The 25,491-nt window shown below is 37.0% G+C and carries 31 protein-coding genes and 1 pseudogene; 7 read left to right on the forward strand and 25 right to left on the reverse strand.

Annotated elements, in window-relative coordinates; all coding sequences use genetic code 11:
• Nucleotides 1–373 precede the first annotated feature (373 nt).
• Genes H131_RS12405 through H131_RS12420 form a run of 4 tightly spaced genes read right to left on the reverse strand, consistent with a single transcriptional unit; the run spans nucleotide 374 to nucleotide 2,534 of the window.
• Nucleotides 374–721, reverse strand: a complete 348-nt coding sequence (locus H131_RS12405; RefSeq protein ID WP_010859495.1) for a YhjD family protein — start codon at nucleotides 719–721, stop codon at nucleotides 374–376.
• The gene (locus H131_RS12410; protein ID WP_010859496.1) at nucleotides 714–1,046 is read right to left on the reverse strand and encodes a YolD-like family protein; all 333 of its coding nucleotides are present in this window, start codon (nucleotides 1,044–1,046) and stop codon (nucleotides 714–716) included. The genes H131_RS12405 and H131_RS12410 overlap by 8 nt, the downstream gene beginning before the upstream one ends.
• Before the next feature lie 10 nt (nucleotides 1,047–1,056).
• On the reverse strand, nucleotides 1,057–2,316 hold the full coding sequence (locus H131_RS12415; RefSeq protein ID WP_010859497.1) for a Y-family DNA polymerase: 1,260 nt from the start codon (nucleotides 2,314–2,316) through the stop codon (nucleotides 1,057–1,059).
• A complete protein-coding gene (locus tag H131_RS12420; RefSeq protein ID WP_010859498.1) occupies nucleotides 2,313–2,534 on the reverse strand; it encodes a hypothetical protein in 222 nt (73 codons plus the stop codon). The genes H131_RS12415 and H131_RS12420 overlap by 4 nt, the downstream gene beginning before the upstream one ends.
• A 237-nt stretch (nucleotides 2,535–2,771) precedes the next feature.
• Between H131_RS12420 and H131_RS12425 the strand changes: the two genes are divergently transcribed.
• Nucleotides 2,772–3,098 (forward strand): antibiotic biosynthesis monooxygenase family protein, encoded by a 327-nt coding sequence (locus tag H131_RS12425; protein ID WP_010859499.1) that lies wholly within the window; start codon nucleotides 2,772–2,774, stop codon nucleotides 3,096–3,098.
• 458 nt (nucleotides 3,099–3,556) lie between these two features.
• Here the strand turns inward: H131_RS12425 and H131_RS12430 are convergent, their stop codons facing one another.
• Nucleotides 3,557–4,786, reverse strand: a complete 1,230-nt coding sequence (locus tag H131_RS12430) for a CynX/NimT family MFS transporter (RefSeq protein WP_010859500.1) — start codon at nucleotides 4,784–4,786, stop codon at nucleotides 3,557–3,559.
• 335 nt (nucleotides 4,787–5,121) lie between these two features.
• Nucleotides 5,122–5,697 carry a helix-turn-helix domain-containing protein gene (locus H131_RS12435; protein WP_036130237.1) on the reverse strand — a complete coding sequence of 192 codons (576 nt, stop codon included), beginning with the start codon at nucleotides 5,695–5,697 and terminating at the stop codon, nucleotides 5,122–5,124.
• A gap of 289 nt (nucleotides 5,698–5,986) precedes the next feature.
• Between H131_RS12435 and H131_RS12440 the strand changes: the two genes are divergently transcribed.
• Nucleotides 5,987–6,331: a VOC family protein gene (locus H131_RS12440; protein WP_010859502.1), complete on the forward strand. Its 345-nt coding sequence runs from the start codon at nucleotides 5,987–5,989 to the stop codon at nucleotides 6,329–6,331.
• 154 nt (nucleotides 6,332–6,485) lie between these two features.
• Nucleotides 6,486–6,971 (forward strand): tetratricopeptide repeat protein, encoded by a 486-nt coding sequence (locus tag H131_RS12445; RefSeq protein ID WP_010859503.1) that lies wholly within the window; start codon nucleotides 6,486–6,488, stop codon nucleotides 6,969–6,971.
• A gap of 77 nt (nucleotides 6,972–7,048) precedes the next feature.
• Here the strand turns inward: H131_RS12445 and H131_RS12450 are convergent, their stop codons facing one another.
• From H131_RS12450 to H131_RS12480, 7 genes are all read right to left on the reverse strand, one after another.
• Nucleotides 7,049–7,264, reverse strand: coding sequence for a DUF3955 domain-containing protein (locus H131_RS12450; RefSeq protein ID WP_010859504.1), 216 nt, complete (start codon nucleotides 7,262–7,264; stop codon nucleotides 7,049–7,051).
• Between the two features lie 15 nt (nucleotides 7,265–7,279).
• Nucleotides 7,280–7,498: a helix-turn-helix domain-containing protein gene (locus H131_RS12455; RefSeq protein ID WP_010859505.1), complete on the reverse strand. Its 219-nt coding sequence runs from the start codon at nucleotides 7,496–7,498 to the stop codon at nucleotides 7,280–7,282.
• A 13-nt stretch (nucleotides 7,499–7,511) separates the two neighbouring features.
• The gene (locus H131_RS12460; RefSeq protein ID WP_010859506.1) at nucleotides 7,512–7,991 is read right to left on the reverse strand and encodes a DUF2975 domain-containing protein; all 480 of its coding nucleotides are present in this window, start codon (nucleotides 7,989–7,991) and stop codon (nucleotides 7,512–7,514) included.
• A gap of 443 nt (nucleotides 7,992–8,434) precedes the next feature.
• Complete coding sequence (locus tag H131_RS12465) at nucleotides 8,435–9,481, reverse strand: phosphotransferase family protein (protein WP_010859507.1); 1,047 nt, start codon at nucleotides 9,479–9,481, stop codon at nucleotides 8,435–8,437.
• An 11-nt stretch (nucleotides 9,482–9,492) separates the two neighbouring features.
• A complete protein-coding gene (locus H131_RS12470; protein WP_010859508.1) occupies nucleotides 9,493–10,269 on the reverse strand; it encodes an SDR family oxidoreductase in 777 nt (258 codons plus the stop codon).
• Nucleotides 10,266–11,501, reverse strand: coding sequence for an acyl-CoA dehydrogenase family protein (locus H131_RS12475; protein WP_010859509.1), 1,236 nt, complete (start codon nucleotides 11,499–11,501; stop codon nucleotides 10,266–10,268). Before H131_RS12475 ends, H131_RS12470 begins: the two co-directional genes overlap by 4 nt.
• Before the next feature lie 220 nt (nucleotides 11,502–11,721).
• Entirely contained in the window at nucleotides 11,722–12,618 is an 897-nt protein-coding gene (locus H131_RS12480; RefSeq protein ID WP_010859510.1) for a LysR family transcriptional regulator, read from the reverse strand.
• Nucleotides 12,619–12,746: 128 nt separating this feature from the next.
• Between H131_RS12480 and hutG the strand changes: the two genes are divergently transcribed.
• Entirely contained in the window at nucleotides 12,747–13,709 is a 963-nt protein-coding gene (hutG, locus tag H131_RS12485) for a formimidoylglutamase (RefSeq protein ID WP_036131466.1), read from the forward strand.
• Nucleotides 13,709–14,893: a sodium/glutamate symporter gene (gene gltS / locus H131_RS12490; protein WP_010859512.1), complete on the forward strand. Its 1,185-nt coding sequence runs from the start codon at nucleotides 13,709–13,711 to the stop codon at nucleotides 14,891–14,893. The genes hutG and gltS overlap by 1 nt, the downstream gene beginning before the upstream one ends.
• An 82-nt stretch (nucleotides 14,894–14,975) precedes the next feature.
• On the opposite strand, the gene H131_RS12495 is transcribed toward gltS, so the two are convergent.
• The 7 genes from H131_RS12495 to H131_RS12525 all read right to left on the reverse strand — a co-directional run bounded on the left by H131_RS12495 (nucleotide 14,976) and on the right by H131_RS12525 (nucleotide 20,907).
• Complete coding sequence (locus H131_RS12495; RefSeq protein ID WP_230491848.1) at nucleotides 14,976–16,244, reverse strand: polysaccharide deacetylase family protein; 1,269 nt, start codon at nucleotides 16,242–16,244, stop codon at nucleotides 14,976–14,978.
• A 452-nt stretch (nucleotides 16,245–16,696) separates the two neighbouring features.
• Entirely contained in the window at nucleotides 16,697–17,527 is an 831-nt protein-coding gene (locus H131_RS12500) for a D-alanyl-D-alanine carboxypeptidase family protein (protein ID WP_010859514.1), read from the reverse strand.
• A gap of 373 nt (nucleotides 17,528–17,900) precedes the next feature.
• Entirely contained in the window at nucleotides 17,901–18,233 is a 333-nt protein-coding gene (locus tag H131_RS24495) for a hypothetical protein (RefSeq protein ID WP_155242434.1), read from the reverse strand.
• A gap of 298 nt (nucleotides 18,234–18,531) precedes the next feature.
• The gene (locus tag H131_RS12510) at nucleotides 18,532–19,149 is read right to left on the reverse strand and encodes a histidine phosphatase family protein (protein ID WP_010859516.1); all 618 of its coding nucleotides are present in this window, start codon (nucleotides 19,147–19,149) and stop codon (nucleotides 18,532–18,534) included.
• A 56-nt stretch (nucleotides 19,150–19,205) separates the two neighbouring features.
• Entirely contained in the window at nucleotides 19,206–19,628 is a 423-nt protein-coding gene (locus H131_RS12515) for a DUF3995 domain-containing protein (RefSeq protein WP_010859517.1), read from the reverse strand.
• Between the two features lie 104 nt (nucleotides 19,629–19,732).
• Nucleotides 19,733–20,245, reverse strand: a complete 513-nt coding sequence (locus tag H131_RS12520; RefSeq protein ID WP_010859518.1) for a TetR/AcrR family transcriptional regulator — start codon at nucleotides 20,243–20,245, stop codon at nucleotides 19,733–19,735.
• Nucleotides 20,246–20,595: 350 nt separating this feature from the next.
• The gene (locus H131_RS12525) at nucleotides 20,596–20,907 is read right to left on the reverse strand and encodes an MORN repeat-containing protein (RefSeq protein ID WP_010859519.1); all 312 of its coding nucleotides are present in this window, start codon (nucleotides 20,905–20,907) and stop codon (nucleotides 20,596–20,598) included.
• Between the two features lie 93 nt (nucleotides 20,908–21,000).
• Between H131_RS12525 and H131_RS12530 the strand changes: the two genes are divergently transcribed.
• Nucleotides 21,001–21,429 carry a hypothetical protein gene (locus H131_RS12530; protein ID WP_036130241.1) on the forward strand — a complete coding sequence of 143 codons (429 nt, stop codon included), beginning with the start codon at nucleotides 21,001–21,003 and terminating at the stop codon, nucleotides 21,427–21,429.
• 45 nt (nucleotides 21,430–21,474) lie between these two features.
• On the opposite strand, the gene H131_RS12535 is transcribed toward H131_RS12530, so the two are convergent.
• The 5 genes from H131_RS12535 to H131_RS12555 all read right to left on the reverse strand — a co-directional run bounded on the left by H131_RS12535 (nucleotide 21,475) and on the right by H131_RS12555 (nucleotide 24,614).
• Nucleotides 21,475–22,452: a helix-turn-helix transcriptional regulator gene (locus H131_RS12535; protein ID WP_010859521.1), complete on the reverse strand. Its 978-nt coding sequence runs from the start codon at nucleotides 22,450–22,452 to the stop codon at nucleotides 21,475–21,477.
• A gap of 225 nt (nucleotides 22,453–22,677) precedes the next feature.
• On the reverse strand, nucleotides 22,678–22,995 hold the full coding sequence (locus H131_RS12540; RefSeq protein ID WP_010859522.1) for a YbjQ family protein: 318 nt from the start codon (nucleotides 22,993–22,995) through the stop codon (nucleotides 22,678–22,680).
• Nucleotides 22,996–23,006: 11 nt separating this feature from the next.
• Complete coding sequence (locus H131_RS25395) at nucleotides 23,007–23,486, reverse strand: nucleoside 2-deoxyribosyltransferase (protein WP_010859523.1); 480 nt, start codon at nucleotides 23,484–23,486, stop codon at nucleotides 23,007–23,009.
• A gap of 12 nt (nucleotides 23,487–23,498) precedes the next feature.
• Nucleotides 23,499–23,933, reverse strand: coding sequence for a GNAT family N-acetyltransferase (locus tag H131_RS25400; RefSeq protein ID WP_010859524.1), 435 nt, complete (start codon nucleotides 23,931–23,933; stop codon nucleotides 23,499–23,501).
• Nucleotides 23,934–24,029: 96 nt separating this feature from the next.
• A complete protein-coding gene (locus H131_RS12555; RefSeq protein WP_010859525.1) occupies nucleotides 24,030–24,614 on the reverse strand; it encodes a hypothetical protein in 585 nt (194 codons plus the stop codon).
• Nucleotides 24,615–25,224: 610 nt separating this feature from the next.
• On the opposite strand from H131_RS12555, the pseudogene H131_RS24985 reads away from it, so the two are divergent.
• Nucleotides 25,225–25,491 (forward strand): annotated as a pseudogene (locus H131_RS24985) (IS1182 family transposase); the annotation flags it as partial.

The following is a 25,491-nucleotide window of genomic DNA, read 5'->3' on the forward strand; positions in this document are numbered from 1 at the left end:
ACTAGATAGGCGTCTAAATAAGCCTTCTGAATGGCTACTTTTCCATCTTCTCCAGTAACGAAATACTTGAATTTAGAGGTATCCGTTGTCAATTTCTAATGTGGAATGGATATATAGGATCGGCCATGAATACGATTTTTCTCAACGGTTCCAACGGTACCTAACCACTCCATGACTTAAAATTCCAAATTGAAGAACTAAATGTCTATAACCGCCCTCACCTCGAAAATAAGCTTCAACAACTTTCTTTTTAAACTCATAATCGTACTTTGCCAAAAATACATACACCCCAATCGTTAGATTTTGGTCTAACTTTTGGGGTGCAGTTCAAAATGAGTGGCTTTTTTAATACAAAAAACAGGCCTAGTACCTGTCATTTGTTATTGCTTATATGATTAATCAATAGCCTTTCCACTTGTGATTTAAGAGCTTGATTAGCATAACGGAGTACTACATCATTGCCTGCAGTGGCAACCTGCACGTCACTAAAATATTCATCTACTGGTTGCCAACCTACTACTCGTATACGCTTTTGTGCAAGTTCTCGTTTGAGGTTAACATATTCTTGTCGTAGATCCTTTAGCAATGAATCCATCATTGGAAGAAATACCGTTTTCATTTTAAACTGCTCTAATTTACGATAGTCAATCTGCAATGATTTAACTGCTAGTTCTAACAAAAGATACTTATGAAGTAACTGTCTTTCGTCGGCTTTAATCATAATAATCAGCATCCAGTTGAGCTGATTGAATACTTTGGATTGGAATACTTTTCGTTTTAAGTAGTGTTTCAAGTATGAGTTCATTAGTATTAATCGATTTAATTATTCCAGTCCATTGTGTGATTTTGTAGTCTTTCCACACTTCTAATTTTATGTCCAATTGCTGATTTAAAGCTTGATTGATTGTATTCTGTAGTTCTTCCAGTTCCCACTCAGTCAATTCTCTTGGCTGTTCTGTGCGCTCTTGTTTACACACTCTAAGAAGCTCCAAATGCTCCGGCAACATCATCGATGCCCATTTAATATTTCCTCTATCCTGTATCATCAAATCACTCCTATGCTAAATGACCACCCACTAAGCGATCTCGATTGATAGCTGTACCAGCATTTGTGAAAGAAACGGCTCGTAAAATAGATGTTGCTCCAAATCTATTGCGGATTGCATCCATTGTAGGACCAATGATTTGACGTTGTGGCTTACGTTCATCAAATAAATCCAATTGGATACTATGCTCTCTTTCAAGATTGGATATTCTAACTGATAACTGCCGAGCTGGTTCCCCCACAAAGTGCTCATCTAGTAATTCAATACAAGTTTTATACATCACAAGCGTTTCACTCGTAGGTACTGCAATTGTTTTAGATCGATGGAATCCTTTGGTCATAGCATTTCTACTATAAGAAAGACCAATACTAATTGTACGGCCGACGAACCCTGCATCACGTGTTCGCTTCATTACGTCCTCGCACATTTCTAAAAGCACTACAGAGACTTCTTTACGTGTATGGTAATCCCTCATCAGCATTTGGCCTTTCCCAAAACTTAAAGCTCCGTTTGTTATTAACGGCTCTCCTAATGTGGATAAATCGATTCCCCATGCATGGTAATAGAGTTGATTGCCCATTACACCAAAGCGCTTTTCTAATTCTTTTAGATCTGTATTAGCCAAACCACCGACTGTTTGTATTCCTATAGCATTTAGATTTACTTCCATTTGTTTACCAATTCCCCACATTTCGGATAGTGGACGTACTGGCCATAATTTTTTAGGAATGTCTTCATAAGTCCATCTAGCAAATCCTGTTTTCTTTGCATCAAGGTCTAAAGCTAATTTGGCTATTAACATATTTGGTCCCATACCTACTGCACTAGGTACATTAAATTGGTCAAGAATAGCCCTTTGTATTTCTTTTGCTGTTTCTTCTGGTGATCCCCATAGGTTTTTAGTGCCAGTTAAATCAACAAAGCTTTCGTCCACACTATACACATGTATAGCATCAACCGGTACGTAATTAGAGATCAATTTTGTAATCGTCATCGACATTTGAATAAAGAAACTCATTTTAGGCTCAAACAATCTAATGTCAGGATGTTTAGGTATTTCATAACGCCTTCTACCAGTTTTGATTTTGAATTTTTCTTTCATCAAGGGTGATGCAGCAAGCACTACGCTACCTGGTTGGTCAAAGTTTGCTACTACTGCAACTGGAGTTTCAAGAATATCTAGCCCATGTAACATTGCTACACAGCTGGCGTAAAAACATTTCATATCAATGCACATAATAGGTCGATTTGGCATATCCTCGTAATTCATACAACTTCACGCCCCTTGCTAACAAAAGGAATAATGGCTAGAACATTACTAATCAAAAAAGTACGCGTTGCCTGCCTTGTAAAACAAAATGCTGCAAAGGAATCACCAACAACTTTAATGATTTTCACACGCCTTTTTGTGATTTCACCCGACTTTGATACATATATCATGTTAATGAACTGTCCACGTTGCATTGCTTTTACCAGTTGCTCTTTCATGCCAGCTGCTCCTTCTTTACATAAAATAAGAACCTTTGTTCTTGTATTATAAGCACGTACGTTCGTTTTTAGAAGTGGTAATTTTTACTAAATATTTGTCATCCATTCAGTAGCAGATAACAATGAGTTATTGTCTGCGTTTATATGCACGTGTAATTTGCTATACATCTTGTTGATTTAGAGATTATAATAAATGTTAAATTCACTCGAATATCGGGCAGTAAGGAGCTGGTTAGATTGAGCAACTTAGCAAATACATATAAATTACCCTATTATGCGGTTGTCTTTGCTTCTGAGCGAACAGCAGACGACAATGGCTATGGAGTAATGGCGACAAAAATGGACGAATTGGCAAGTAAACAAAGAGGATTTTTAGGTGTCGAAAGCGCAAGAGATACCAATTTAGGCATCACTGTTTCTTACTGGGAAACACTTGAAGATATTGCTGCTTGGAAAGAGCATGCAGCTCACCAAGTAGCTCAAGAGCGCGGCAAAAAAGAGTGGTATAGTCGATTTGCATTACGCGTTTGTAAAGTTGAACGTGATTATCTATTTGAAATGTAAGGTGTCAACCTTGAAAATGCAGAATTGAATTCAGCACTGAAGTCAATCCTGTTGATTTTGACATGCCAGCTAGTGTGCAAAATGCCAAGCAAAAGTCTCAGCTCCATTTACTGTAAAGAGACAGATTACTATTCCACTGGGGTAAAAGGTCTATTTCCATCCTCATTTGAACGGAGTTCACCTTAGAAAGCTTCTGAAAGTACAAAATCTGGAACGTTCTGTTTGGGTTCCTAAAGACAGTGAGTTTTTTTCTTTTGATTATAAGTGAGCTATCAACTTTCCTAACAAAATAAATTTTAAACATTAAAAAAACCAAGAAGCCAAACAGCTTCTTAGTCCATTTTTCGTACTTATTACTCGACACTACTGGTGCAATAATGTTTTCAATTGTATGTGCAATCTAGTGAGTTGATAATTGAGGAACCTTTTGAGCGTTTCTATTCAAATTAAATATCTTACTATTTTATAGAACCAATCTGCCGATCTCTAGCCGCACCTAGACCAAATATAAAGAGCAAGATTGACGCGCAAACCAATAGTAGTAATGGAATAGTCCAGCTATTAGTTACATCATGCAGATAGCCGAAGAGTGTTGGACCAGTAGCAGCAAGCAAATAGCCCACAGATTGTGCCATACCTGATAATTCCGCCGCTTGATAGGCATTTTCTGTACGCAGGCCAAAAAACATCATGGATAATCCAAACGCACAACCTCCTCCAATGCCTAGTAAAATAATCCACAAAACAATAAAATTCGAGCTTCCATAAAGTAATCCAAGTGTGCCACTTAAAAGCAACGTTGACGCAATGGTAACTAATGAACGCTGACTGGACATACGTCCTGCAATGATTGGAACTATAAATGTAAATGGTAGTAAAGCTAGCTGCATAATAGAAAGTAACCAGCCCGATTGATGAGAACTTATTCCTTGTTGCTTTAAAATTTCAGGTAGCCATGCGATAAGTACATAGAACACCATAGATTGTAAACCCATAAACAAAGTTACTTGCCACGCAAGAGCTGAACGCCATAAACTTACTCCACCGCCAGCCTTTTGATTTGGAAAGGATGTTGCTCTTTCCTTCCTACGTTTTATTTGAGGTAACCAAAATAGAATGGATACAAAGCTCAGAATCCCCCAAATTCCCAGTGCACCTTGCCACCCAAAGCCTAAGCCAACTGCAATAGGTACACTAATCCCCGAAGCCATTGCGCCAAATAAATTCATAGAGATGGAGTACACACCTGTCATTAAGCCCAGTTGTGTCGGAAACTCTCGTTTAATAAGACTAGGTAGTAATACATTACAGATGGCAATCGCTAATCCAAGAAGAGCTGTACCAACATATAAAGTAGCCACTCCTGATAGAGAACGTAAAATAATACCAAACATAAGGAAAATAACCGAAATTAGTATAAATAATTCCATTCCAAATTTTCGTCCTAATCTAGGCACGAAAGGTGAAAAAAGTGCAAAAGCCAGTAAAGGTAACGTAGTAATCATACCTGCTAATGTATTGGAAAGATGCAGATTGTCTCTAATAATACCTACTAAAGGACCTACCGAGGTTAATGGAGCCCGTAAATTGGTTGCAATAAAAATGATGCCTACAATCATCACCCATACCGATGATTTATGAATAACTTCGTTTGATTTTATATCTTGATTTTTACTAATTTGATGCATGATTTTCCTCCTACTATTTTCACATATTCAAATGTTGGCATGCATTGCTCTGATTATAACTTACAACCCTATAAAGTATACTATAATATATTTTAAAGTAAATAGAGTATATTAAAATATATCAATAAGAATAAAAACGATCTCCATTCACTTAGAGGTAAAATCCACAACGCTTGCTGCGGACAATGCTCGGACCACTGGCTTTCACACAGGAGTCTATGTAGATTTTTACCTTTAAAGTAAAAATAGCATACCAGGAGTCACTTCATTACCCCTAGCATGCTATTTTTACTTTTAGGACAGCCCATACTTGGACAACGCCGCTGATAAATGATTTAATTACTCGGTGCATATTTCAATATGATATGGAGGACAACAACATCATGAGAATTATTGATATATGAATGTGTACCATCTGCACGAAAACTAATAGAATCATATTCATTCAGTATGTATGACTCGTTGTTAACATTGATGGTAATTTTTCCAGACATGACTGTAGCGAGTTCTGTCGTATTAGGATGGTGTTTTTCCGGATAGTAGGAGCTATTCGGTTGTAAGTAGGCTCTAAACATTTCAGTTTCATTGCTTACATTTTGAAAAATCGGCTCAATTAGCCAGTTCTTCTCTTCTCCAGAAATACTTAATCCTTGACCAGCTCTAGAGAGATTCACACTGTTGTTAGTAGCGAATAATTCCATAAGTGGTACAGATAAGCTCTTCGAAATTTTCCACAACATACCTAATGTTGGATTGGTTTCCCCACGCTCAATATTTCCTAGTGTTAGCTTACTTACACCAGAAATTTTTGATAAATCTTCAAGACTTAATTGCCTTTCTTTCCGGAGTTTTTTTAGTACAGCGCCGACTTGTAAAACAACTTGTTTGTGATCATCAGTTCCCATGCTCATTTTAGTTCTCCTTTTAAAATCCATTACAAAAAATGAAAACGTAGTTTTATGTACTATTGTTGACTAAAAAATTATAAGTAAACCTTATTATACATTATGATAGATAATACAAACAAAAAGCTTATACTACTATATTTAAAATTGCATCAAAAAATCCAAATTGGCATTTGCAGTGACTCCTTTCCCCCATACTTTAAATCGCTATTGCAAACCTACATTTCCTTGACCAAAAGCAAAGAAGGATTTCTAAAATAACTAGTAGAATTATAAAATAAAAGGAGGTTCCCGAATGACAAAGTTTATTACTCATATTGCTACAATAGAGATACCTGTAACAAATCTAAAGAACGCTATCAATTTTTATAGTGAAATTCTAGGCGTGAAAACACACTCTCTAGCAGCGCAATCTGCCATGCTGACATTTAGCACAAAAGGCGTACCTACCCTCTACTTAGTCCAAACTGAAGAAAACGTTAGTTTATCTTTTAAAAACACAAACAATGATGTGGTCCACAGCATAATTGACTTCTATACACCTGACCTAAAGGGCTTTTACAACTGGCTTAAAGAGAAGAACGTTGAAGTAGCAACACTCAATATCAACCATGATTCGCTATGGAGGATTCAGTTTTAAGGATCCTGATGGTAATACTTTCAGTGCTTGTAACATCCTTCATCCTGGTCAATGATTCTTCATTATGCGGTAACAGACAAGCTCAATTACATATTCCTTGTACAATGCATGTGTGATCACAGCCCAAAAATAGACAATATAAAGGATGAATACAATGGATAATCAATTAAATTATATAATCGCCATTAGAAAAAATGGACAGCTAGAGAAAGCAAATGCATTGATTTTAAAGTTAGTTGAGCAAGAGCCCGACAATGCCTTGTATCACTATCATTGTGCATGGATCTATGATTCTTTAGGGAAAGAAACCGAGGCCATTCCACATTATGAAAAAGCGATTCATATAGGTCTAGAAAGAGAAGATTCAGAAGGCGCTTATTTAGGATTAGGTAGTACATATCGAACATTAGGTAACTATGAGCAATCAAAACGAGTTTTTCAACAAGCGATGGAAGAATTTCCACAAGCTGAGCACATCAAGGTCTTCCACGCAATGACACTTTATAATCTCGGTGAATTTTCAAAGGCAATGGAAACATTATTAAATAGTTTGATACTCACAACGAATGATGAGGGCATACAACAATATAGGAAAGCAATTCAATTTTACAGTGATAAGCTAGATCAAACTTGGGCGTAATAAAATTCGATAGCAAAAATAAGCTTTTCAGTAGCAAAAAATCAGGCTCACTTATGAGAACCTGATTTTTTTCTTTTTTATTTAGCAATGTTTATCTTTTTAGCAGTTGAAAAGATAGCTACAAATAATAATGAAATAATCCCTGTAAAGAATAATAGGTAGCCCACCGGTATTAAGAAAAATGGTTCTATTAAAGTACCGTCTGGTGCTACTTCACTCCCGATTATAGCATTAGCAGCAAAACAAATTATTCCTAAAAGGATTGGTGTAGCAGCGATTAGATATTTTTTCATACTATATTTCCTCCATTAATCATTTATTTCATCTTTTTTATATTCCAATATGTCACCTGGTTGACAGTCTAAAACTTCACATATTTTTCCTAAAGTTGAAAATTTGACAGCTTTCGCTTTGCCATTTTTCAAAATAGAAACGTTAGCCATTGTAATGCCTAGTTTTTCCGATAATTCTGTAACACTCATTTTTCTTTTTGCTAACATGACGTCGAGATTTACAATGATCACCATAATTTACTGCACCTCAAATCGTTAGCTCATTATCCTGCTTTATCTCACTAGCTTTTCTCACTAAATAGGAAAGCATGGAAGTAAAAACAGCAATAATGACTGCGAAAAATAGAATGAGTAACAGAACAACTAAGACATTTGTGTGGTAACTTCCAACCACGAAAAGGTAAAGTAGAGCAGCTACATATAAAACACCTTCCGTCATCGCTAATATGCTTATTATTTTTAATCGATCTGCATTCTTGGCTGTAAAATCCTGATCCGTAGCAATATCCGCACAGATTTTCCATCCTAAACCCAATGCAATAAAAAACGGCATGCCTGTTATCCAGATAAATGCAACAAAAGGTTTATACAATTCCATTAAATTTTGCGAATCCACCAAAAGCTCTTTTCCGGTTTCTGGTCCAATATAGATGCAGAACAGTAAACCAAATAATCCACAAAACACAATTATCAATTTTAACCACCTTGATAATTCTTTTTGCTTCATGTAGCACCTCCTTGATAACTTTCTATTGCTATATTAAACACAAAAACATAATAAGTCAATAATTTTTTATTGTGAAACAATAAATAATTATCGTTCTTTACTTTGTTGTTTTTTCGGTATGCTAGAACTTACTGGAAAAACATCATCCCTCAGCATAAATGTCCCCTCTTTTTGATTCATTCTTTTCAAATCTATGTCATTTATCGAAAAATGCTTGTAAAGTGAGAAAATCATGCTAAAATAAGAACAAGCATTCGCTCTCTCTTAGTACTTTTTCGTGAAAGGATAAGGTTGTAAGAAGTAATTTGGTGCGAATAGCTGATTGAAAAATCATATTATTAACGTCGGATAATCTGTAATTAGTGCTTATAAAAAACGGTTGCTCAGTAACGAGCAACCGTACTTTATCTATTAATATTTCATTAGAAATTCATTCTATCGTCTTAATTAATGGCTTTAGATGCTTGTTTAATGAGTGCAGCTACCATCTTATCCATTTGTGCAAAGCGATCATCATGCGTCTGCCCTTTCACATATCGATAATAAATTTGCTGACAAATCACTGCTAATTTAAAGTATGCAAATGTAATATAATAATTAATTGCTGAGACATCTCGCCCACTTTTCTCCGCGTAGCGTGCAATGAATTCTTCCCGACAATAGAATCCAGGTAAAATCGTAATTGGTGGCTCTCCAAGTGCATACAACAGCATTTTTGGATCGTCGGCGTGCATCCAGTAGCTCATTGCTACACCAAGGTCTGCTAATGGGTCCCCAACAGTTGTCATTTCCCAATCAAAAAGCCCAATCATTTCACTATAGTCCTCGGAAAACATTGCATTATTCAACTTGTAATCGTAGTGAATAATTGTCGCCTCCTCATTCGTTGGGACATTTTCTTTTAGCCAAGTCGTTAACGCTTCTACTTCTGCAAAATGTGACGTTTTTGCCTTATCATAACGTTCTATCCAGCCATCTACTTGACGCTGCATAAATCCTTGTGGCTTCACCATGTCTTTTAATGACGTTTCCTCATATGGTATGGCATGCAGTGCAACAAGCGAATCGACCATCTTTTCAGACAACTGGCGTGCTAAATCTTCTGTATTTTCGGTTCCAGACGGAAAGCGGGTGTCAAGTACGATGCCCTTTTTGCGTTCCATTAAGAAGAAATCACTGCCGATTATGGCCTCATCATTGACATAGACATAAGGTGTTGGCACCGTAGCTAAAAATGGATGTAGCGCTGATAGAATCGTATATTCACGTTTCATATCATGCGCCTTCTTCGCAACGGGTCCAAGAGGTGGCCGCCGTAAAACAGCTTCAAAATCCCCGATTTTCAGACAATAGGTTAAATTTGAATGACCGGCACTAAATTGCGTAATTTCTAGCTTGCCCTCTGGTAAGTCTGGAAACTGTGTCTTTAAAAATGCATGTAGCCTTTCTGCATCAATCCGTTCACTTGCCCTTACTTGCATCGTATCCATGATAGCCCTCCTTAAATGATTGCACTCATGCCACCGTCCACGACAATGACATCCCCTGTGACATAGTCTGAAGCTGCCGCCGCTAAAAATAGCGCAACCCCTTTTAAATCATTTTCTGAACCTAAGCGTTTTAACGGTGTGGCCCCCATTAAATAATCTTGTCCTCGCTCAATTAAAATGCGTGACATTTTCGTTGGGAAAAAACCAGGTGCGATTGCATTAACATTCACACCGTAAGGCCCCCATTTCACTGCTAAATCTTTCGTTAAGGTGATGACTGCCCCTTTACTTGCGTTATAGCCAATCGTATCCATGAAATCAGGTAGTGTACCACCAAGCCCTGCAATCGAGGCGATATTAATAATTTTCCCAGACTGCTGTTCCAGCATCACTTTTCCCACTGCCTGGCTCATTAAAAACGTCCCATTGACGTTGACATCAAATACCTTTTGCCAAGCCTCATATGGCATGTCTACCGCTGGTGTGCCCCAAGATGCGCCGCTGTTATTTACTAAAATATCAATACTGCCAAACGATTCCATAGTTTTTGTCAATACATGCGCAACATCTTCCGGTTTTGTCACATCACATGCAAGTGCTAGTGTTTGTACGCCTAATGCCGCTAGTTCTACTGCTACTTCTTCACATGCCTCAACCTTACGTGAGCACAGCACGACATTGGCGCCTGCCTCTGCAAAGCCTTGTGCAATTTGCGCTCCAAGGCCACGCCCTCCACCAGTCACAATAGCCGTTTTACCCTTTAAACTAAATAGGTCTAGTACGCTCATTTCACCAGCTCCTCTTGTTTTGTAGCATGCTTTTTCAATTCAAGCTTCGCAACAGTATTTCGATGGACCTCGTCTGGACCATCAGCTAGACGCAATGTACGTGAATTTGCCCATTGTGCAGCAAGGGTTGTATCTGGTCCCACTCCAGCGGCACCAAATGCTTGAATTGCACGGTCAATCACACGTAATGCCATATTTGGTGCTACAACTTTAATCATTGCAATTTCAGCTTTTGCTGCTTTATTACCAACCGTGTCCATCATATAGGCAGCCTTTAACGTTAATAGTCTCGCTTGCTCAATATCAATGCGAGATTCTGCAATACGCTCACGCATCACCCCTTGGTCTGCCAATGGTCGATGGAAAGCTTTTCGCTCCTGTACTCGTACACACATTTCTTCTAAGGCACGTTCAGCAGCTCCAATCAGACGCATACAATGGTGAATACGGCCTGGCCCCAATCGACCTTGTGCAATGGCAAAGCCCTTACCCTCACCCCATAATATATTTTCTACTGGTACCCGAACATTCGTAAATGTAACCTCACCATGTCCTTCTGGTGCGTGGTCATAACCAAAAGCTGTTAACATACGCTCAATTTTAACGCCTGGCGTATCCATTGGTACTAAAATCATCGACTGTTGCTCATGGATTGGTTTCGTAGCATCTTTATGTTTGCCCATAAAAATAGCAATTTTACAGCGTGGATCTCCAGCTCCTGTTGTCCACCACTTATGACCATTTAATAGATAATCATCGCCATCACGTTCAATACTTGCCTCAATATTTGTTGCATCACTTGACGCCACTGCTGGCTCTGTCATCGCAAAGCAGGAACGAATATCCCCTCGAAGTAATGGTTCTAGCCATTGCTTCTTCTGTTGTTCAGAACCGTAACGCACAAGTACTTCCATATTCCCTGTATCAGGCGCATTGCAATTAAACACTTCAGGCCCGAGAAGAGAACGCCCCATAATTTCACAGAGCGGTGCATATTCTAAATTGCTTAGACCAGCACCATACTCGCTATCAGGCAAAAATAAATTCCATAAGCCCGCTTCCTTCGCCTTCGCCTTCAATTCCTCCATAATCGGTGGAATTGCCCCCCAGCGATCCTCCATTGCTTCTACTTGTGCAGCATACACGGCTTCATTTGGATAAATATGTTGCTCCATAAAATTCGTTAGCTTCTCTTGTAGTGCTACCACTTTTTCGCTATAAGAAAAATTCATATGAAAGCCCCCTTTGATTAAACATCGAATTTAAAATGAATGATTATTCATTCTTATTCTTACAATAAATGTTACCGCTATATTTCTCGTAAATCAATCACCTATTAAACAAAAATTTGAAATAAAGGGAAAATTCATACACAAACACCATAATTACTCTCACCGATTTGTCGTTGGTTAAAAAGAGCTGATAGAACATAAAGTTTCATTGAAATAACATTCACAACATTTTTCGCTTGTTAAAGAATTGATTAATATCGTCAATTAATTGACGAATCGCAAAAGGAAGATGTCGATTTTTCAAATACACCAAGTAAACATTTCGTTGTAAAGCTGGACAATCAATTTCTTTTTGTACGATTGTTTTCGCAGTAGGCCCTTGTAAATAATTTTCCGGTAGAATGGTAATACCTAAATTTTCTCGAACAAGTGACACAGCCGTTTCAAAACGTTCAATTTCAAATTGAATAGTTAATTCTTTGCCTGCATTTTCAAAGGTATTCAATATATCTTGTCTCGTTTGAAAACCTTCAGTACTAATAATAAAAGGCTCCTTACATAAATCAGTAATGGTCAGTTTATCTTTTACTGCTAATGGATGATTTAATGGTAAAACTGCAACAAGTCGTTCTTCATATAAGCACTTTACTTCAAAATCCTCGTCATCAATCAACTGATTCGTAATAATTAAATGTGTTTTATAACTTCTAAGCGATTTTTTTACACGTTTACTGCCCAATATATCTACTAAATGAATCTTCATCTGCGGATATTCCTTCTTATAGACAGTAATAACTTTTGGTAACCAGTGCTTGATAGATTCCATCACGCCAATGGTTATTTCACTAGTGCCATGCACGACAACTTCGTCCATTTCTATTTTTAAAATCTCCATATTTTTTAATATCACTTTTGCTCTATCATAAAGCAGCTGGCCAGCTTCTGTTAAATGAAGATTTCTCGTATTTCTTTCAAGTAATTGTGAACCAATTTCTTGTTCTAATTTCTTTATAGCGTTACTTAAAGAAGGCTGAGATATATGCAGTTTTTCTGCCGCCTTCGAGTAATTCATTTGTTCAATCACCGCTATAAAATATTGCAATTGTTTCAAATCCATAACAACACTCCTCTATATTTATAGCTAAAAACTATAGATTAATAACAATTATATATTAGCAATTATAATTGTGCGAATATATAATGAATTTACACTACATGAATATTGCTAACGGAGTTGATAAAGATATGTATACGATGACAGATAAAAAACAATGGAAAGGCCGAATAGACTCAACAACAAATACGAGCAGTTTCCGCTTACATCAAAAAGTAACTCGAATTCCTATTAATGATGTAAGCGCTTCAGATAGTCTCCAAGCGGGGATTGTAGGTTTTATCTGCGATGAAGGCGTACGTCGCAATCAAGGGCGAGTTGGTGCAGCAAATGGGCCAAATGCACTTCGCGAATCATTAGCAAGCTTGCCATGGACATTTGACGAGGATCAGCAAATTGTCGATGTCGGAAATATTCTTTGCCTAAATCATGCTTTAGAGGATGCACAGCGTGAGCTTGGCGAGATTGTCGAAGTATTACGAAAGAAAAAAATGAAGTGTGTCGTACTTGGCGGTGGCCATGAAACGCTATATGGACATTATTTAGGTGTTCGTGCTTCATTGCAAAGCGAGGCCAAAATCGGCATTATAAATATCGATGCACATTTTGATTTACGTTCATACGATGCGCAACCATCCTCTGGTACCATGTTCCGCCAGATTTTAGAGCAAGATGCAAATACAGATTATTTTGTGCTAGGCATCCAGCGATACGGTAACACCAAGGAGTTATTTGACAAGGCACACGAGCTACAAGTGAAATATGTATTAGAAGAACATCTAACAGCACAAAGTAAACCTCAAATAATCCATGACTTGCAACAATTTATGGATGGACATGACTATATTTTGTTAACTTTATGTATGGATGTACTAAACGCGGCAGTTGCACCGGGCGTAAGTGCCCCATCACCGTTTGGACTCGATCCAACATTTGTACGTACACTAATTCAACAAGTGACTTCCCATCCAAATACACATTCCTTTGATATTTGTGAGGTAAATCCATTACTTGATGAGAATGGACGAACAGTCAAATTAGGTGCCTACTTTGTCTATGAAGCACTTAATAACTTACTTAGGGGGAATGGTTAATGATGGAATTTAATCAAATAACAACAATATTTTTAGCAGTCGCACTATTCGCATTGGGCAGTTTGCTCATCAATAAAATAAATTTTTTAAAGCGTTTCTGTATTCCAGCTCCAGTTGTTGGCGGCTTACTTTTCGCCGCGTTAGCAACAATTTTAAAGACAACTGGCGTTTTAGAAATTACGCTGGATACTTCCTTACAAAGCCTATTTATGATTACATTTTTCACAACAATCGGTTTAGGTGCAAGTTTTAAACTTGTGAAACTAGGAGGTAAACTTTTAGTCATCTATTGGTTGGCATGTGGCTTCCTAGCACTTATGCAAAATGTTATTGGCGTATCACTTGCTTCACTTATGGGTATTCATCCTTTAATCGGTATGATGGCCGGAGCCGTGTCAATGGAAGGTGGACACGGTGCAGCAGCAGCATTTGGACAAACATTAGAAGATTTAGGTATTTCATCAGCTATGACAATCGGCGCAGCAGCGGCAACATGTGGTTTAGTAGCTGGGGGTCTAATCGGTGGACCGATTGTCAAATATTTAGTGAGTAAATATAATTTAACACCAGACGAGCAGGAAACAGAAGAAGTTGACTACGAAAATAAAAAAGAACAAATTACATCAGACTCATTCTTTACACAAGTATTGCTAATTACATTTTGTATGGCTGTGGGTACGTATGTTGGCACATTATTCTCAGAAGCTACAGGCTTTGTCTTACCAGGCTATGTGGGTGCGATGTTTGTGGCGGTATTCGTTCGTAATATATTGGACAAAGTAAAACCTGACGCAATTAATATGAAAAGCATTTCTTTAATCGGTGACGTAACACTAGGTATTTTCTTATCCATGGCGTTAATGAGCATTAGACTATGGGAAATTGCAGATTTAGCACTACCACTATTTGTTATTGTTTTTGTGCAAGTATTATTTATCGTGTTATTTAGTACATTTGTATTATTTAAATTACTCGGTAAGAATTACGATGCTGCTGTAATGGTTGCTGGGTTTGCCGGACATGGCTTAGGTGCAACACCGAATGCGATGGCCAATATGTCCGCCGTTGTTCAACGTTTTGGACCTTCGAAAAAAGCTTTTATCGTTGTACCGATTGTAGGTGCATTTTTAATCGATGTCTTTGGCATCCCCATTATTATTACAACAATCAATTTATTTAAATAATAAGCAAAGCCGTGCATTCGTCTTAACAGACAATTGCACGGCTTTTTAACTCTTAATATAGCTTAAACTTAATAGTATTTAATTATTGTAATATTTCACTAACGGTTACAAATTCATAGCCCTGCTGTTGTAAATAAAGAATGACATTCTCAAGACCATTTGCTGTAGATTGGTGGATATCATGCATTAAAATGATACTTCCATCTTTCACTGAAGCTTTGACATTTGCTAATATTTTGTCTGCGTTACGATGCTTCCAGTCAAGCGTATCCACTGACCATAAAATAGAAGGCATCGTAATGACAGCACGCACTTGTTCACTCGTCGCTCCATACGGTGGTCGGAAAACTGTTGGATATTGTCCAATAGCAGCGTAAATGGCATTGCTTGTACGGTCAACCTCTTGTTTAACATTTACTTTCGTTAAAGTTGTTAACTTTGGATGATTCCAAGTATGGTTACCAATTTCATGGCCTTCCTCATAAACTTTCTTCAGAGTCGCTGGGTTTCTCGAAACATTTTTACCAACCATAAAGAAGGTTGCTTTTACATCGTATTTTTTTAAAATCGCTAAAATTTGTGGGGTTACTTTTGCATCGGGTCCATCATCAAATGTTAACGCCACTCGTTTTTTTGCACCTTGCGCTACGGTAACGCCTTTATTATATACCTTGTTATCAAGAATCATGACATCCGCCAGCTCTGATGCCTTTATGTAGCCTTGCTGATCGCCCGCTTCAACATATGCCCAACCTGCAAATGTAGCATAGTGTTGCACAATTATTTGATTAGCAATCGTCCCAATAACTTTACCACTTGGACTAGCCGTCAAATGGACCGCGGCACCGTTAACAGCATTTACCCGCTTCTTAGTTAGAGTCGGTTTCTTTAAAGTATTTGTTGCGGCATACCCTGTTTCATGTCCATATTGGACAAAAGACCAACCGCCAGGTGCTGTTCCATACACAACAACGGTACTGTTTTCATAGAGTTGTCCTGTCTTTTGTGCGCTAGGACTTGGATATGTAAACAAACTCGTGCCACCCTTTTTTGCCACAATTAACTTCTCTGACGTAGGATTCGTTAATGTAGTCGTTGCCACATACCCTTCTAGCTGTTGTGTTTGGATATGTGTCCATTCCTGATTAAATGGTGTAGCTTTCACAAAACTCCCTTGTGCAACATGACCCATTACGGCGCTTTCTGTAGAAGCTTCACCATAAACTGTGGCATCCTTTGTAACTTGCTGGATAACTGATGAACTCTCAGCATTTGCAGCAGCTTGGCCTACAACTACGACACTTATCAAAAATGTCAAAAACATAGCATAGGATAAAAATTTTTTCATCATTCTACACCGCCTTTTTACAATCACTGCTGTCATTTTCCTATGTGAAATATCCGGAAAACATAGGATCTGATTTTTATTATAGAAGAATAGGTTGTTCCAGAAAATAGTATAAATCAACTAGAATCCGTTATTGAAAATTGTTTAATGGATGTTTTCGTTTGGTATGAAAATAGCTTTAGCAATTGCTTCATCTCTTGAAATAGAGGGAGCAAACCACCTACTCTATGATTCATTGTCTGTTTTGTAAATAACACGTAGCACCTCCCCACTCAAATTGAATTGGTCGATTGTATCCCCCAGTGCCAGCTATCTTACTGACATTTTGATGATCGCGTGCCGGCACAGGGCTCCCAAGTGTGACCTTATCTATTTCAGGCACCTTTACTTCGCACCCTGTTAATAAGACGATACAGGGAACAAAAAAAGTTACTACTTTTTAAAATTTTTTCCACCTATAGGGCAGCATATGCAGCAAGTGCATCTTCAACATGGAATGGTGTTGTCCACGGACCCGATGCATTCGTAGTGACAAAAATAAATAATGCATCATTTTTTTCGATAACAGAGGCTAAGCATAGCCCCGCTTCTGGCGTATACCCTGTTTTACCCCCTACAATGGCATCTGCAACTCCTGGCATTTTAGAATAAAGTGTACTTGCTATAGTAAGCTCATCAGGTACATATGTTGTATAACTTTTTGTCGTCAAAATTTGATAAAAATATGGATTTTCAATAGCATAACGAAATAACCGACTAATATCTCGAACACTGGATACATGTGCAGCATCATGTAGACCACTGGTATTGACAAAATGCGTGTCAGCTAACCCCAGTTCACGAGCTTTATCATTCATCAGTGCAACAAACTCCCCCTCGCTACCGGCAATAACATTCGCAAGCGTAGCTGTTGCATCTGCACCGGACGCCAGTAATGTACCGTATAACAAATCTTCAATCGTCACTAAATCCCCTGCCTTAAAGCCTGCCATGGAGGCATTTTGTGCAGTAAACTCCGTAATTGTTTGTGGTGCAACCATAGTTTGCATCTGAAGATCCTCACTGGCCTCAATAGCTACGATTGCCGTCATTATCTTCGTTAACGATGCTGGATAGATAATGGCATCTGCATTTTTTTCATATAACACGTCACCATTTTCGTTCAGTAATAAAGCATTTTTACTATGTAACGAAGGTAGCTCAATTACAGCCTGCTCCGATGGTTTATTAAAATAAAAATAGGATGCCACAACACCTATACAACAAAGTAAAATGAATTTTTTCAAAAAAACGCCCCCTATAGTAATTATAATAAAGGACAAATCTGAATATTCCTGTTGGCAATTTATGAAGAAATTATTAAGAACTTGAGAAGTTGTTATCATCGATCGTTCTCAATTCACTGCAATAGACGAACCTTGGACGCTGTTACTATTCATTAGTCGCTCTTTTCTTCGTTTATTCACCAAATGAAATAGGTAATAGTCTACCTCGTTGTACTCCTGACATTTCCAAAGTGATAGCATTCATTGTACTTTAAGTAATCAGACCCATTTTAATTTTCCAGAAGAGTAATTATTAACTTCTGGTTAATGGACATATTACCAACCACATACCAATTTCTAAACATAGATTACTGATGTAAGGCAAGTGCTGGCTTTACTTAACAATCAAGAAGGGAAGTTGACAATGGAGGACAAAAGATACGTGATGAATTGCAATTACGATAAAGGTCATAAAGCCTACAAATACAGTATTATTGATAATCATTCCGATTATGAAGACGACCAATGGGATTATAAAATCGACATTCACAAATACAAGGTCGACAAATGTCGCTGTCGTAAAGATGACAAACACTACCACGAAGACAAATGTCGCTGTCATAAAGAAGATAAATGCCGATATGAAGACGACAAACACTTCAGCCATAAAGACGATAAAGGCGATCATAGATATGACAACCATTGTAAAAATTGTGTTTGTAATCAATTAAGAAAATTAGAACCCGGGACTTTAGTAGATGTATTCTTATCGAGTGGTGTTAGTTTCTGTGCTCTTACTTTTATCAGCCTGGATCCGCGAAATTGCTGTGCACACTTTCTAGAATTAGGAGAAACGCATAAACCACTTACCATAGACTGTCAAAAAATTGACGCTATTCGTAGAAATCATTGCTAACTTTTAAGGGGTCTCTTCCTATACGGAAGACCCTTTTAATGTTGTTTTCCCCCAGACAAATTCGTTAAACATTTAGAAACGAAACTTGTCTCCAATTATGTAAGAGTAGTCACCGTGAATAAAAATCATCGAATTCTAAGGAAATTCGATTAATCTTCTTATTGGATAATTTAAAGAACACATCTTGGGCTACTTCTAGCTTTAGTGCATTGTCCTTTTCTAGCCCAGCGTAGATCCCACGTAAAATCCGCCCTGTCAAACCATAAGAAACGGCAAGCACTTTTGGTTCATGTTTAATGCTATCGAGCCAATCTGTTAGTCTACTTACAACTGCATCATAACTTTCTCCATTTGGAGCTTTAAAATACCAATTATAGACATCTGAATTGTTAAAAAAGCTTGGCCATGTGTTTTCAAATTCTTTAGTTGTTAACCCAGCCCAATCTCCTACATCCACTTCGGTTAGTCGATTGTCCTTCGCTACATTTTTAACATCATATCCAATTGCTTCACAAATAATTTCGGTACTTTTTAAGGCCCTACCTAATGGACTTGAAACAACCTTCCAATCATTAGGATTCCCGATTAAACTTTTCAACATGTCAGCATTTTGTCGAACTTGTTCTATTCCAACATCCGTCAAAGGGGAATCGAGCACGCCTTGGTATCGTCCTTGTTTATTAAATTGCGTTTCCCCATGACGAAGTAAGTAAATAATTTGATCCATTCACGACGCCCCCTTTTCAATCTCAAAGTTTTACTAATCGCATTGTACAGTTAAACTCACAACAGTACAAACATAAATACAGCAGCAAAGAACAAACATAATGGGCTATAAAACCATGTATCGTTTCTAGCAAACTGAGAATGTTTTATTTTTTTGAAAAATCCTACATATTTAAAATCACCGATAGCTCGGATAAAGAAAACAACCGTACAAACAATACAGCCCATTCTAGAAATAATATTTGCTTGAAAGCTTTGTAAAAAATCGCCTTGTACAAGTAGCAGCAATGCTGCCATACAAATAAGGACTGCTACCAATAGTGTCCCCGTTTTCCTCGGAACAAAAGCTAGTCCATCTCCCCCTCCCTTTACGGGTATGACAACAGTAGAACTCCAACGGCCTCCACAAGCCCAATAAACATGGAGCATACTAATAAGGCATAGCATACTGACAGCTAATAACGTCAAAATCAATTTCATTTGTTTTCCTCCAATGCCATTTTATTTATAAAACATACGCTGCCGTATGTTGCGGCGTGAAATTTGTCCCTACAGGCCTATACAACTGTTAGGGACATTTAAAATCATATATTTACTAATAGCTCAAACATTTTTTCTATATCAAAATTAGGATTTGCTTCAAACCTAGTCATCCACCCTACATATGTTAAATAAGCAAGTCTCGCTCGGTCTACCGCTTGTGAATCGCCTATTCCTTTTTTTTGATATAATTTTGCAACGCAATAAATTCTTTGTTCCTCAATTTCTACTAAGCGCGCGGCCACATGTGCATTGTATTTAGCCCAGTCGTAAATTCCAATCTCGATTTTCTTATTACTACTAAAGCTAATGCGTAAAAGTTGTTCTAATGAGGAATCCTCATGTTCCATACTATGAATTATCCGCTTCGTTGCATGTATTTCCCAATAATCTATCATCGAATTTAATAGATCTTGATGGTCACGAAAATAGTGGTAGAAGCTCCCTTTGCTTATTTTCAGTGAACGAGCAAGTGTTTCGATGCGAACTTTATGTATGCCAACTTCGGCTAATTGCTGTAAACCAGCCTTAACCCAGTCTTCTCTTGTTAATTGCATAATTCACCTCCTCATTAATATAAGATACGGTAGCGTATGTTTTTATCAGATTACTTCTTAATCTAAACTTTGTCAATTTAATTCATCCAATGTGGAGACGTCCATGAATTTAAAAGAAAGGCTGTGTTTAATTACAGTGTTAATATAATCACCCGTATAATTGTTCAAAAACAAGATTAAGAGTATACGTTCAGGTTGTTTTAAACTATTAGATACACTTTCTTTTGATACGAATGAACGTAGTATTCTAACATTTGAGATGAAAGTTGTTTTTTTCCGATGAATGAAACAAACGCAATAATTCCATTAAGAAAAATTATAACTTAGAAAGGGGTTAAATCGTCTATAAATTAGACAAAACAAGTTGCCTTCATTGAAAAAAGGACAGTAGTACCGTCCTTATATAAAATGCCATTCCCTTGTTTCTTATTTTGAATAAATTCCCCTTGATAGATGATTTGCCCTTTTAAATACATAATGCCGTTGCCCTGCTTCATATGATTGACAAATTCAACTTCGAATAATAGTTCACCCTCCTGGTCAAAAATCGTACCCATGCCATCATAAATGTCATAGCTTGAAACATTTTTCTTGACGCCTCCGCGATACATGACGATGCCATGTGGATAAAAAAGTTCTTTTTCTTCATAATTATGTGTCATTTAATTGCTATCCTTTATCATTTCAGTATATGCTCAATTATAGCGTGGAGTGGAATACATAAGAATGAATTTTCAGAATTTAAGGAGAGCCACATGAAAAAAAGATATAAAATACTTTCCGGTATATTACTTACCCTCATCATTCTCTACATATCTACAATGCTATTAACGAGAGATTCAACTTTTGATAAGGAGATATTGGAAATGCTCGAAATAGAACATATTGATGAAGTTGAAATCATTCGAGCATCCGACGAAAAAACAATCAATATAACTGATGCAGCTATGATTGATCAAATCATGCAACATTTTAATGAGCAACCACTCCGAAAAGTACGTTTTTCTAACTCAGACTTTAAAGAGGCTTATTGGCTAACATTACGTCTTCATGATGAACGGACAATTGGTATGCGTCTTGACGATTCAAAGCATCTCTATGTTTTTTTGTACGAGGAAAATTATATGAAAGATTACAAGCTATTAGATGACTTGGAACTAACGTTTATCGAAGAATTATTTTGAGGACAGATAGCAAAACCCGTGTACCAATATACACGGGTTCATCTCTTATATATACAGATAGTTTTGTTGCATGGATTGAATGATATCAATCATTTCTTCTCTTAATTCGAGAGGCTCCAGCACCTCAATACTCGCCCCTTGGCTAAGTAGCCACATTTTAATACCGCGACCAAAAACTTCCGCTTCAAATATGCATTGCCCTTCTTTATTTGACAACATTTTAGCTGTTGGTAACCGATCTAATACTGCCTGTGGCGATATGCCTGTAAATATAAATTTCATGCGCATGAGTTCTCCAGCGTGCATAAATTGAATACGCTTGCGAAATTCCCCTTCCTGAAAACGTTCTGAATAGGGTATTTGAAATTTCTTCTCAAGCTCAAGGAAATGTTGAATACGATCAATACGATACACAATAGGCAAATCCTTTTCATGCTTGCTATCATAAGCTATTAAATAGAAATAGTATTCCGAGAAAATAACGCCAAGTGGCTTTAAGATTTTTTCTGTAGGCATTGTCTCGCCTTCTCGTAAATAATCAATTTTAATCAACTTCTTCTTTTGAATCGCTTCTGATATAGCCCAAATTAAATGCAGTAAGGACTTTTTATGATTTAAATCCACGTATAAGTGTTTCTCATTTAAAATTATATTATGAATAAACTCTTGTTTATCTGCAGCTACAATAGAAATAAGTTTATCTATAATGTCACTCATTTCCGATTTTAGTAGTGCTCTTGATTCGATTAGTATTTTAACAATCGCTAACACTTGCTCTTTCGATAAAATCTTTTTTCCTGTATTCGTAAGCTTATATAGTTTTTCTGTCCGCACATACTCTAAATGACAATCTAATTTAGCTTGTTCAATATAGGCTCTAATTTGATCTAAATCTCGTTGTATGGTTTTTTCACCAACATTATGTGTAAATGCTTCTTGCTTTTTGTTTATTCCTTGACCATCCATCAGTCTGTCAAACATTGAAATGACACGATAGCCTTTGTTTTGTTGTGAATCCACCATATATCCCACTCTTTCTCCATAGTTACTCTCTCATTATACAAAACGAGATGGACACTATTAGTCCTTTTAACTATGAAATTTCTATATTTTTGGTATAATTGGTACTATACTAATTAAACAACAAAACATCTTCAAACAGACTGAAAATACCACTTTTTTGTCATAATTAACAATATTAATACAAAAAGAAGACTTCAATCAATTTGACTGAAGCCCTTGAGAAAGTTATAACTTTAATTTTACTGCTGTTCCGTACGCTAATACTTCGGAAGTCCCATCCATTACAGACGATGTGGAAAATCTTACACCTACTATCGCATTTGCCCCTAATTGTTGCGCTTCTTGTACCATTGCCTTTGTGGCAATTTCTCGGGAACGAACGAGCATTTCTGCATACTCTTTCATTTCTCCACCGACAATATTGCGAAGCCCTGCAATCATATCACGACCGACGTTTCTGGATTGCACAGAGTTGCCCTTCACTAGGCCTAGTGTTTCTTCAATGTGTTTTCCTACTATCTCATCCGTTGTAGACATTAACATACGCTTTCCTCCTAGAAGTTCAACTTTTGAATTGCTTTAACAGCATCTTCAATTGAAGAAGCGATTATACCATTACGCTTAATCAGGCCTATTACAAATAAATTACGATAGACAAACTGATTTTCGATACCATCTCGGACAAGTGCTTCTATTTTCATCATGTTTTCTCGCCCTTGCTGACGAACATCTGTAAATACGCCAACGATTGGACGATTAAGCATAGAAAAAGCACCAATTTCAGCTGCGACACCTGAATCTATTTCTACACCGTCTAAAACCGCCACTAAAACATCGCTACTTTGCAGCATCATTAAATCAGCCTCTGCAATCGCTAAACTATCCGCATAGGCTGTTTTATCATTAATTGCATCATTCTCCTGTGGTACATATAATTCAATGCCTGGTACGGCCTGTCGAATTGCTGCCGCAAGTTGTTCGTTGACTAAACGATCTCCTAACGAAAATAAGCCGTTTGCTAAATATGCTTTCATACTATGAACTCCTTAAAGTAATGATTTTTCAAAAATAATTTTATGTCGACCCTTTTCATCAACAAATGTAGACACAATGTCAAATTCATGCTTAATATTTGTAATAAGCATTGCTTTCTTTGTATTTCTACCATATGTACGTACCTTTTTATAGCCAAGTAATTGCAGTCTGTCGTGTTGCTTGTTCATTAATTGACTGGCAATTCCTTGACCACGCATTCTCTCATGAACACCGCCTAGCCAGCTATAAAAAACACCGTCGGGTTGTTCATAGCCAAGCTTAAAGCCAATAATTTCGTCTTGTTCTACTGCAAATAGACATAATAGCCCTTTTTTACTTTCCATTTTTTCCAATGAAAGCTTATTCCCGTCGAAAACATGAGCATGAATCAACTGTAATTGGTCTAGCCAGGCATAGGGCATACCATCAATAACAACAATATGCATTTCTCTACCACCTCGTCTCCAGTTTCCCATTATAGCAGAAAAGGGCAACTTACATTAGAAAGGACAAAATTATTTCGATCCAGCCATCGCGTCAATTTAACCATACAAAATTGCTGGCTCGCGTACTGCATGTAAATAGTTTGCAAGCTTCCCAGCAAATACTTCCTCTAAATAAGGCAATTGTGCGATGCAATGTGGTGTCATTAAAGCCGGATTTTGATAAACCTTTAACCCTCCAGCTTTTAACAGCATCGCCACAAATTGAGAACAAAAATAGGCACGCTCTCTTCTCACTTCTTTTTGCACCATAACACCAAATAAGCCGATGAAATTATATTTATAACGTTCTCGATTCCAATACATATATTGAACGATTTTCATCATTTCTAAATACTGATAATGCGAAACTTTACAGCGATAAATAACGCAGTCAGCAGCTTCAAACAGCCCTAATTCTGCATCTTCTCTTAAAAACCCACCACTTAATGGGTTATTTAATTGTCTTCGCCCAAAGCTATACATTTCAAAAAGGCCTTCATCAAATGCAACAGATGCATGATTCATCTCTTTTCCCGTATACATTCCGATAGCTTTTGACAATAATGTGCCGGTTTTTGTTAATACTATGTAAATGGTATATGCCATATCTTCACCTACTTCAATTTTCTCAGCTATTAGCAATACGTATCAGCTCTTCATTTAGTTTCGTATTTTCTATTATTTCTATTATACAATTTAAATCTTAAGTTTTTACTGCTAGTACCTGAAGATTTCCTTAATTTTTATCATGATTGTATTTTATTAATGATAGATTCGATTCTATCAAAGTTTTAAAAGTCTTAATTTTTCGCCACCTTTATTTATATGTCTAAAATTTTATTCTTATGTGGAGGATTTTGAGGTACACACAATTTTTTTATGGAGTTCCTGGGGTAAGAGATTCTTGACGGCTGCATAGGCTAAATCAATGCTTTCTGAATTCTCTTAGCAAACAATCGTTGTTGATTAATCACTACTTATATTGTTGAATAAACCGTCCAAAATATTAACCATATTGTAGAGTAATTATTGCTAAAATGCGGAAAAACTGAAATGATTATAGTTAAACAAGACATTCTATAAAATTACTAAATAAGGGTTCTTTTTCTAAAATGATTTTTTATTTGAGTCAATTTCGTAATTTTGAGACCTTACGGCTCTAAGCTTAAAATGACAAGAAAATAGAGCACCTCCCCAAATCCTGTATAATGAGAGTTACTACACACACATTAACAGATTGGAGAAATGCTCTATGTCTATTATACGACAAGAAAGCCTGTTTGATATGCAAATTTTATATGATTTGGAACCTACCCATCGTTTTAACTCTATTTTAGCCGATATTGATATCCACCCAATTCTTGATGTTGTCATGAAAAAGTCCCATTTAGGCGCTCCACAAACGCTTAATTATCCAGCAATGATTTATTCATTAATCATTCGGATCACTGAACATATTCCATTTATCAAAGATTTGATAACACGCCTTCGTACAGATTTACGTTTCAAGGTTGATTGT

It is taken from the genome of Lysinibacillus sphaericus OT4b.31 (assembly GCF_000392615.1).
Lineage (GTDB): Bacteria > Bacillota > Bacilli > Bacillales_A > Planococcaceae > Lysinibacillus > Lysinibacillus sphaericus_B.

Excerpts from the sequence above, each read along its gene's own strand:
- gltS (WP_010859512.1), top strand. The coding sequence starts at position 13,709 with ATGATGGAATTTAATCAAATAACAACAATATTTTTAGCAGTCGCACTA.
- H131_RS12475 (WP_010859509.1), bottom strand. The coding sequence starts at position 11,501 with ATGAATTTTTCTTATAGCGAAAAAGTGGTAGCACTACAAGAGAAGCTA.
- H131_RS12405 (WP_010859495.1), bottom strand. The coding sequence starts at position 721 with ATGATTAAAGCCGACGAAAGACAGTTACTTCATAAGTATCTTTTGTTA.
- H131_RS12430 (WP_010859500.1), bottom strand. The coding sequence starts at position 4,786 with ATGCATCAAATTAGTAAAAATCAAGATATAAAATCAAACGAAGTTATT.
- H131_RS12510 (WP_010859516.1), bottom strand. The coding sequence starts at position 19,149 with ATGGATCAAATTATTTACTTACTTCGTCATGGGGAAACGCAATTTAAT.
- H131_RS12455 (WP_010859505.1), bottom strand. The coding sequence starts at position 7,498 with ATGGTGATCATTGTAAATCTCGACGTCATGTTAGCAAAAAGAAAAATG.
- H131_RS12415 (WP_010859497.1), bottom strand. The coding sequence starts at position 2,316 with ATGAATTACGAGGATATGCCAAATCGACCTATTATGTGCATTGATATG.
- H131_RS12540 (WP_010859522.1), bottom strand. The coding sequence starts at position 22,995 with ATGTTAATGTCTACAACGGATGAGATAGTAGGAAAACACATTGAAGAA.
- hutG (WP_036131466.1), top strand. The coding sequence starts at position 12,747 with ATGTATACGATGACAGATAAAAAACAATGGAAAGGCCGAATAGACTCA.
- H131_RS12525 (WP_010859519.1), bottom strand. The coding sequence starts at position 20,907 with ATGACACATAATTATGAAGAAAAAGAACTTTTTTATCCACATGGCATC.
- H131_RS12440 (WP_010859502.1), top strand. The coding sequence starts at position 5,987 with ATGACAAAGTTTATTACTCATATTGCTACAATAGAGATACCTGTAACA.
- H131_RS12435 (WP_036130237.1), bottom strand. The coding sequence starts at position 5,697 with ATGAGCATGGGAACTGATGATCACAAACAAGTTGTTTTACAAGTCGGC.
- H131_RS12470 (WP_010859508.1), bottom strand. The coding sequence starts at position 10,269 with ATGAGCGTACTAGACCTATTTAGTTTAAAGGGTAAAACGGCTATTGTG.
- H131_RS12535 (WP_010859521.1), bottom strand. The coding sequence starts at position 22,452 with ATGGTGGATTCACAACAAAACAAAGGCTATCGTGTCATTTCAATGTTT.
- H131_RS12450 (WP_010859504.1), bottom strand. The coding sequence starts at position 7,264 with ATGAAAAAATATCTAATCGCTGCTACACCAATCCTTTTAGGAATAATT.
- H131_RS12515 (WP_010859517.1), bottom strand. The coding sequence starts at position 19,628 with ATGAAATTGATTTTGACGTTATTAGCTGTCAGTATGCTATGCCTTATT.
- H131_RS12445 (WP_010859503.1), top strand. The coding sequence starts at position 6,486 with ATGGATAATCAATTAAATTATATAATCGCCATTAGAAAAAATGGACAG.
- H131_RS12480 (WP_010859510.1), bottom strand. The coding sequence starts at position 12,618 with ATGGATTTGAAACAATTGCAATATTTTATAGCGGTGATTGAACAAATG.
- H131_RS25400 (WP_010859524.1), bottom strand. The coding sequence starts at position 23,933 with ATGCATATTGTTGTTATTGATGGTATGCCCTATGCCTGGCTAGACCAA.
- H131_RS25395 (WP_010859523.1), bottom strand. The coding sequence starts at position 23,486 with ATGAAAGCATATTTAGCAAACGGCTTATTTTCGTTAGGAGATCGTTTA.
- H131_RS12495 (WP_230491848.1), bottom strand. The coding sequence starts at position 16,244 with ATGATGAAAAAATTTTTATCCTATGCTATGTTTTTGACATTTTTGATA.
- H131_RS12465 (WP_010859507.1), bottom strand. The coding sequence starts at position 9,481 with ATGGATACGATGCAAGTAAGGGCAAGTGAACGGATTGATGCAGAAAGG.
- H131_RS12410 (WP_010859496.1), bottom strand. The coding sequence starts at position 1,046 with ATGATACAGGATAGAGGAAATATTAAATGGGCATCGATGATGTTGCCG.
- H131_RS12520 (WP_010859518.1), bottom strand. The coding sequence starts at position 20,245 with ATGCAATTAACAAGAGAAGACTGGGTTAAGGCTGGTTTACAGCAATTA.
- H131_RS12530 (WP_036130241.1), top strand. The coding sequence starts at position 21,001 with ATGAAAAAAAGATATAAAATACTTTCCGGTATATTACTTACCCTCATC.
- H131_RS12460 (WP_010859506.1), bottom strand. The coding sequence starts at position 7,991 with ATGAAGCAAAAAGAATTATCAAGGTGGTTAAAATTGATAATTGTGTTT.
- H131_RS12420 (WP_010859498.1), bottom strand. The coding sequence starts at position 2,534 with ATGAAAGAGCAACTGGTAAAAGCAATGCAACGTGGACAGTTCATTAAC.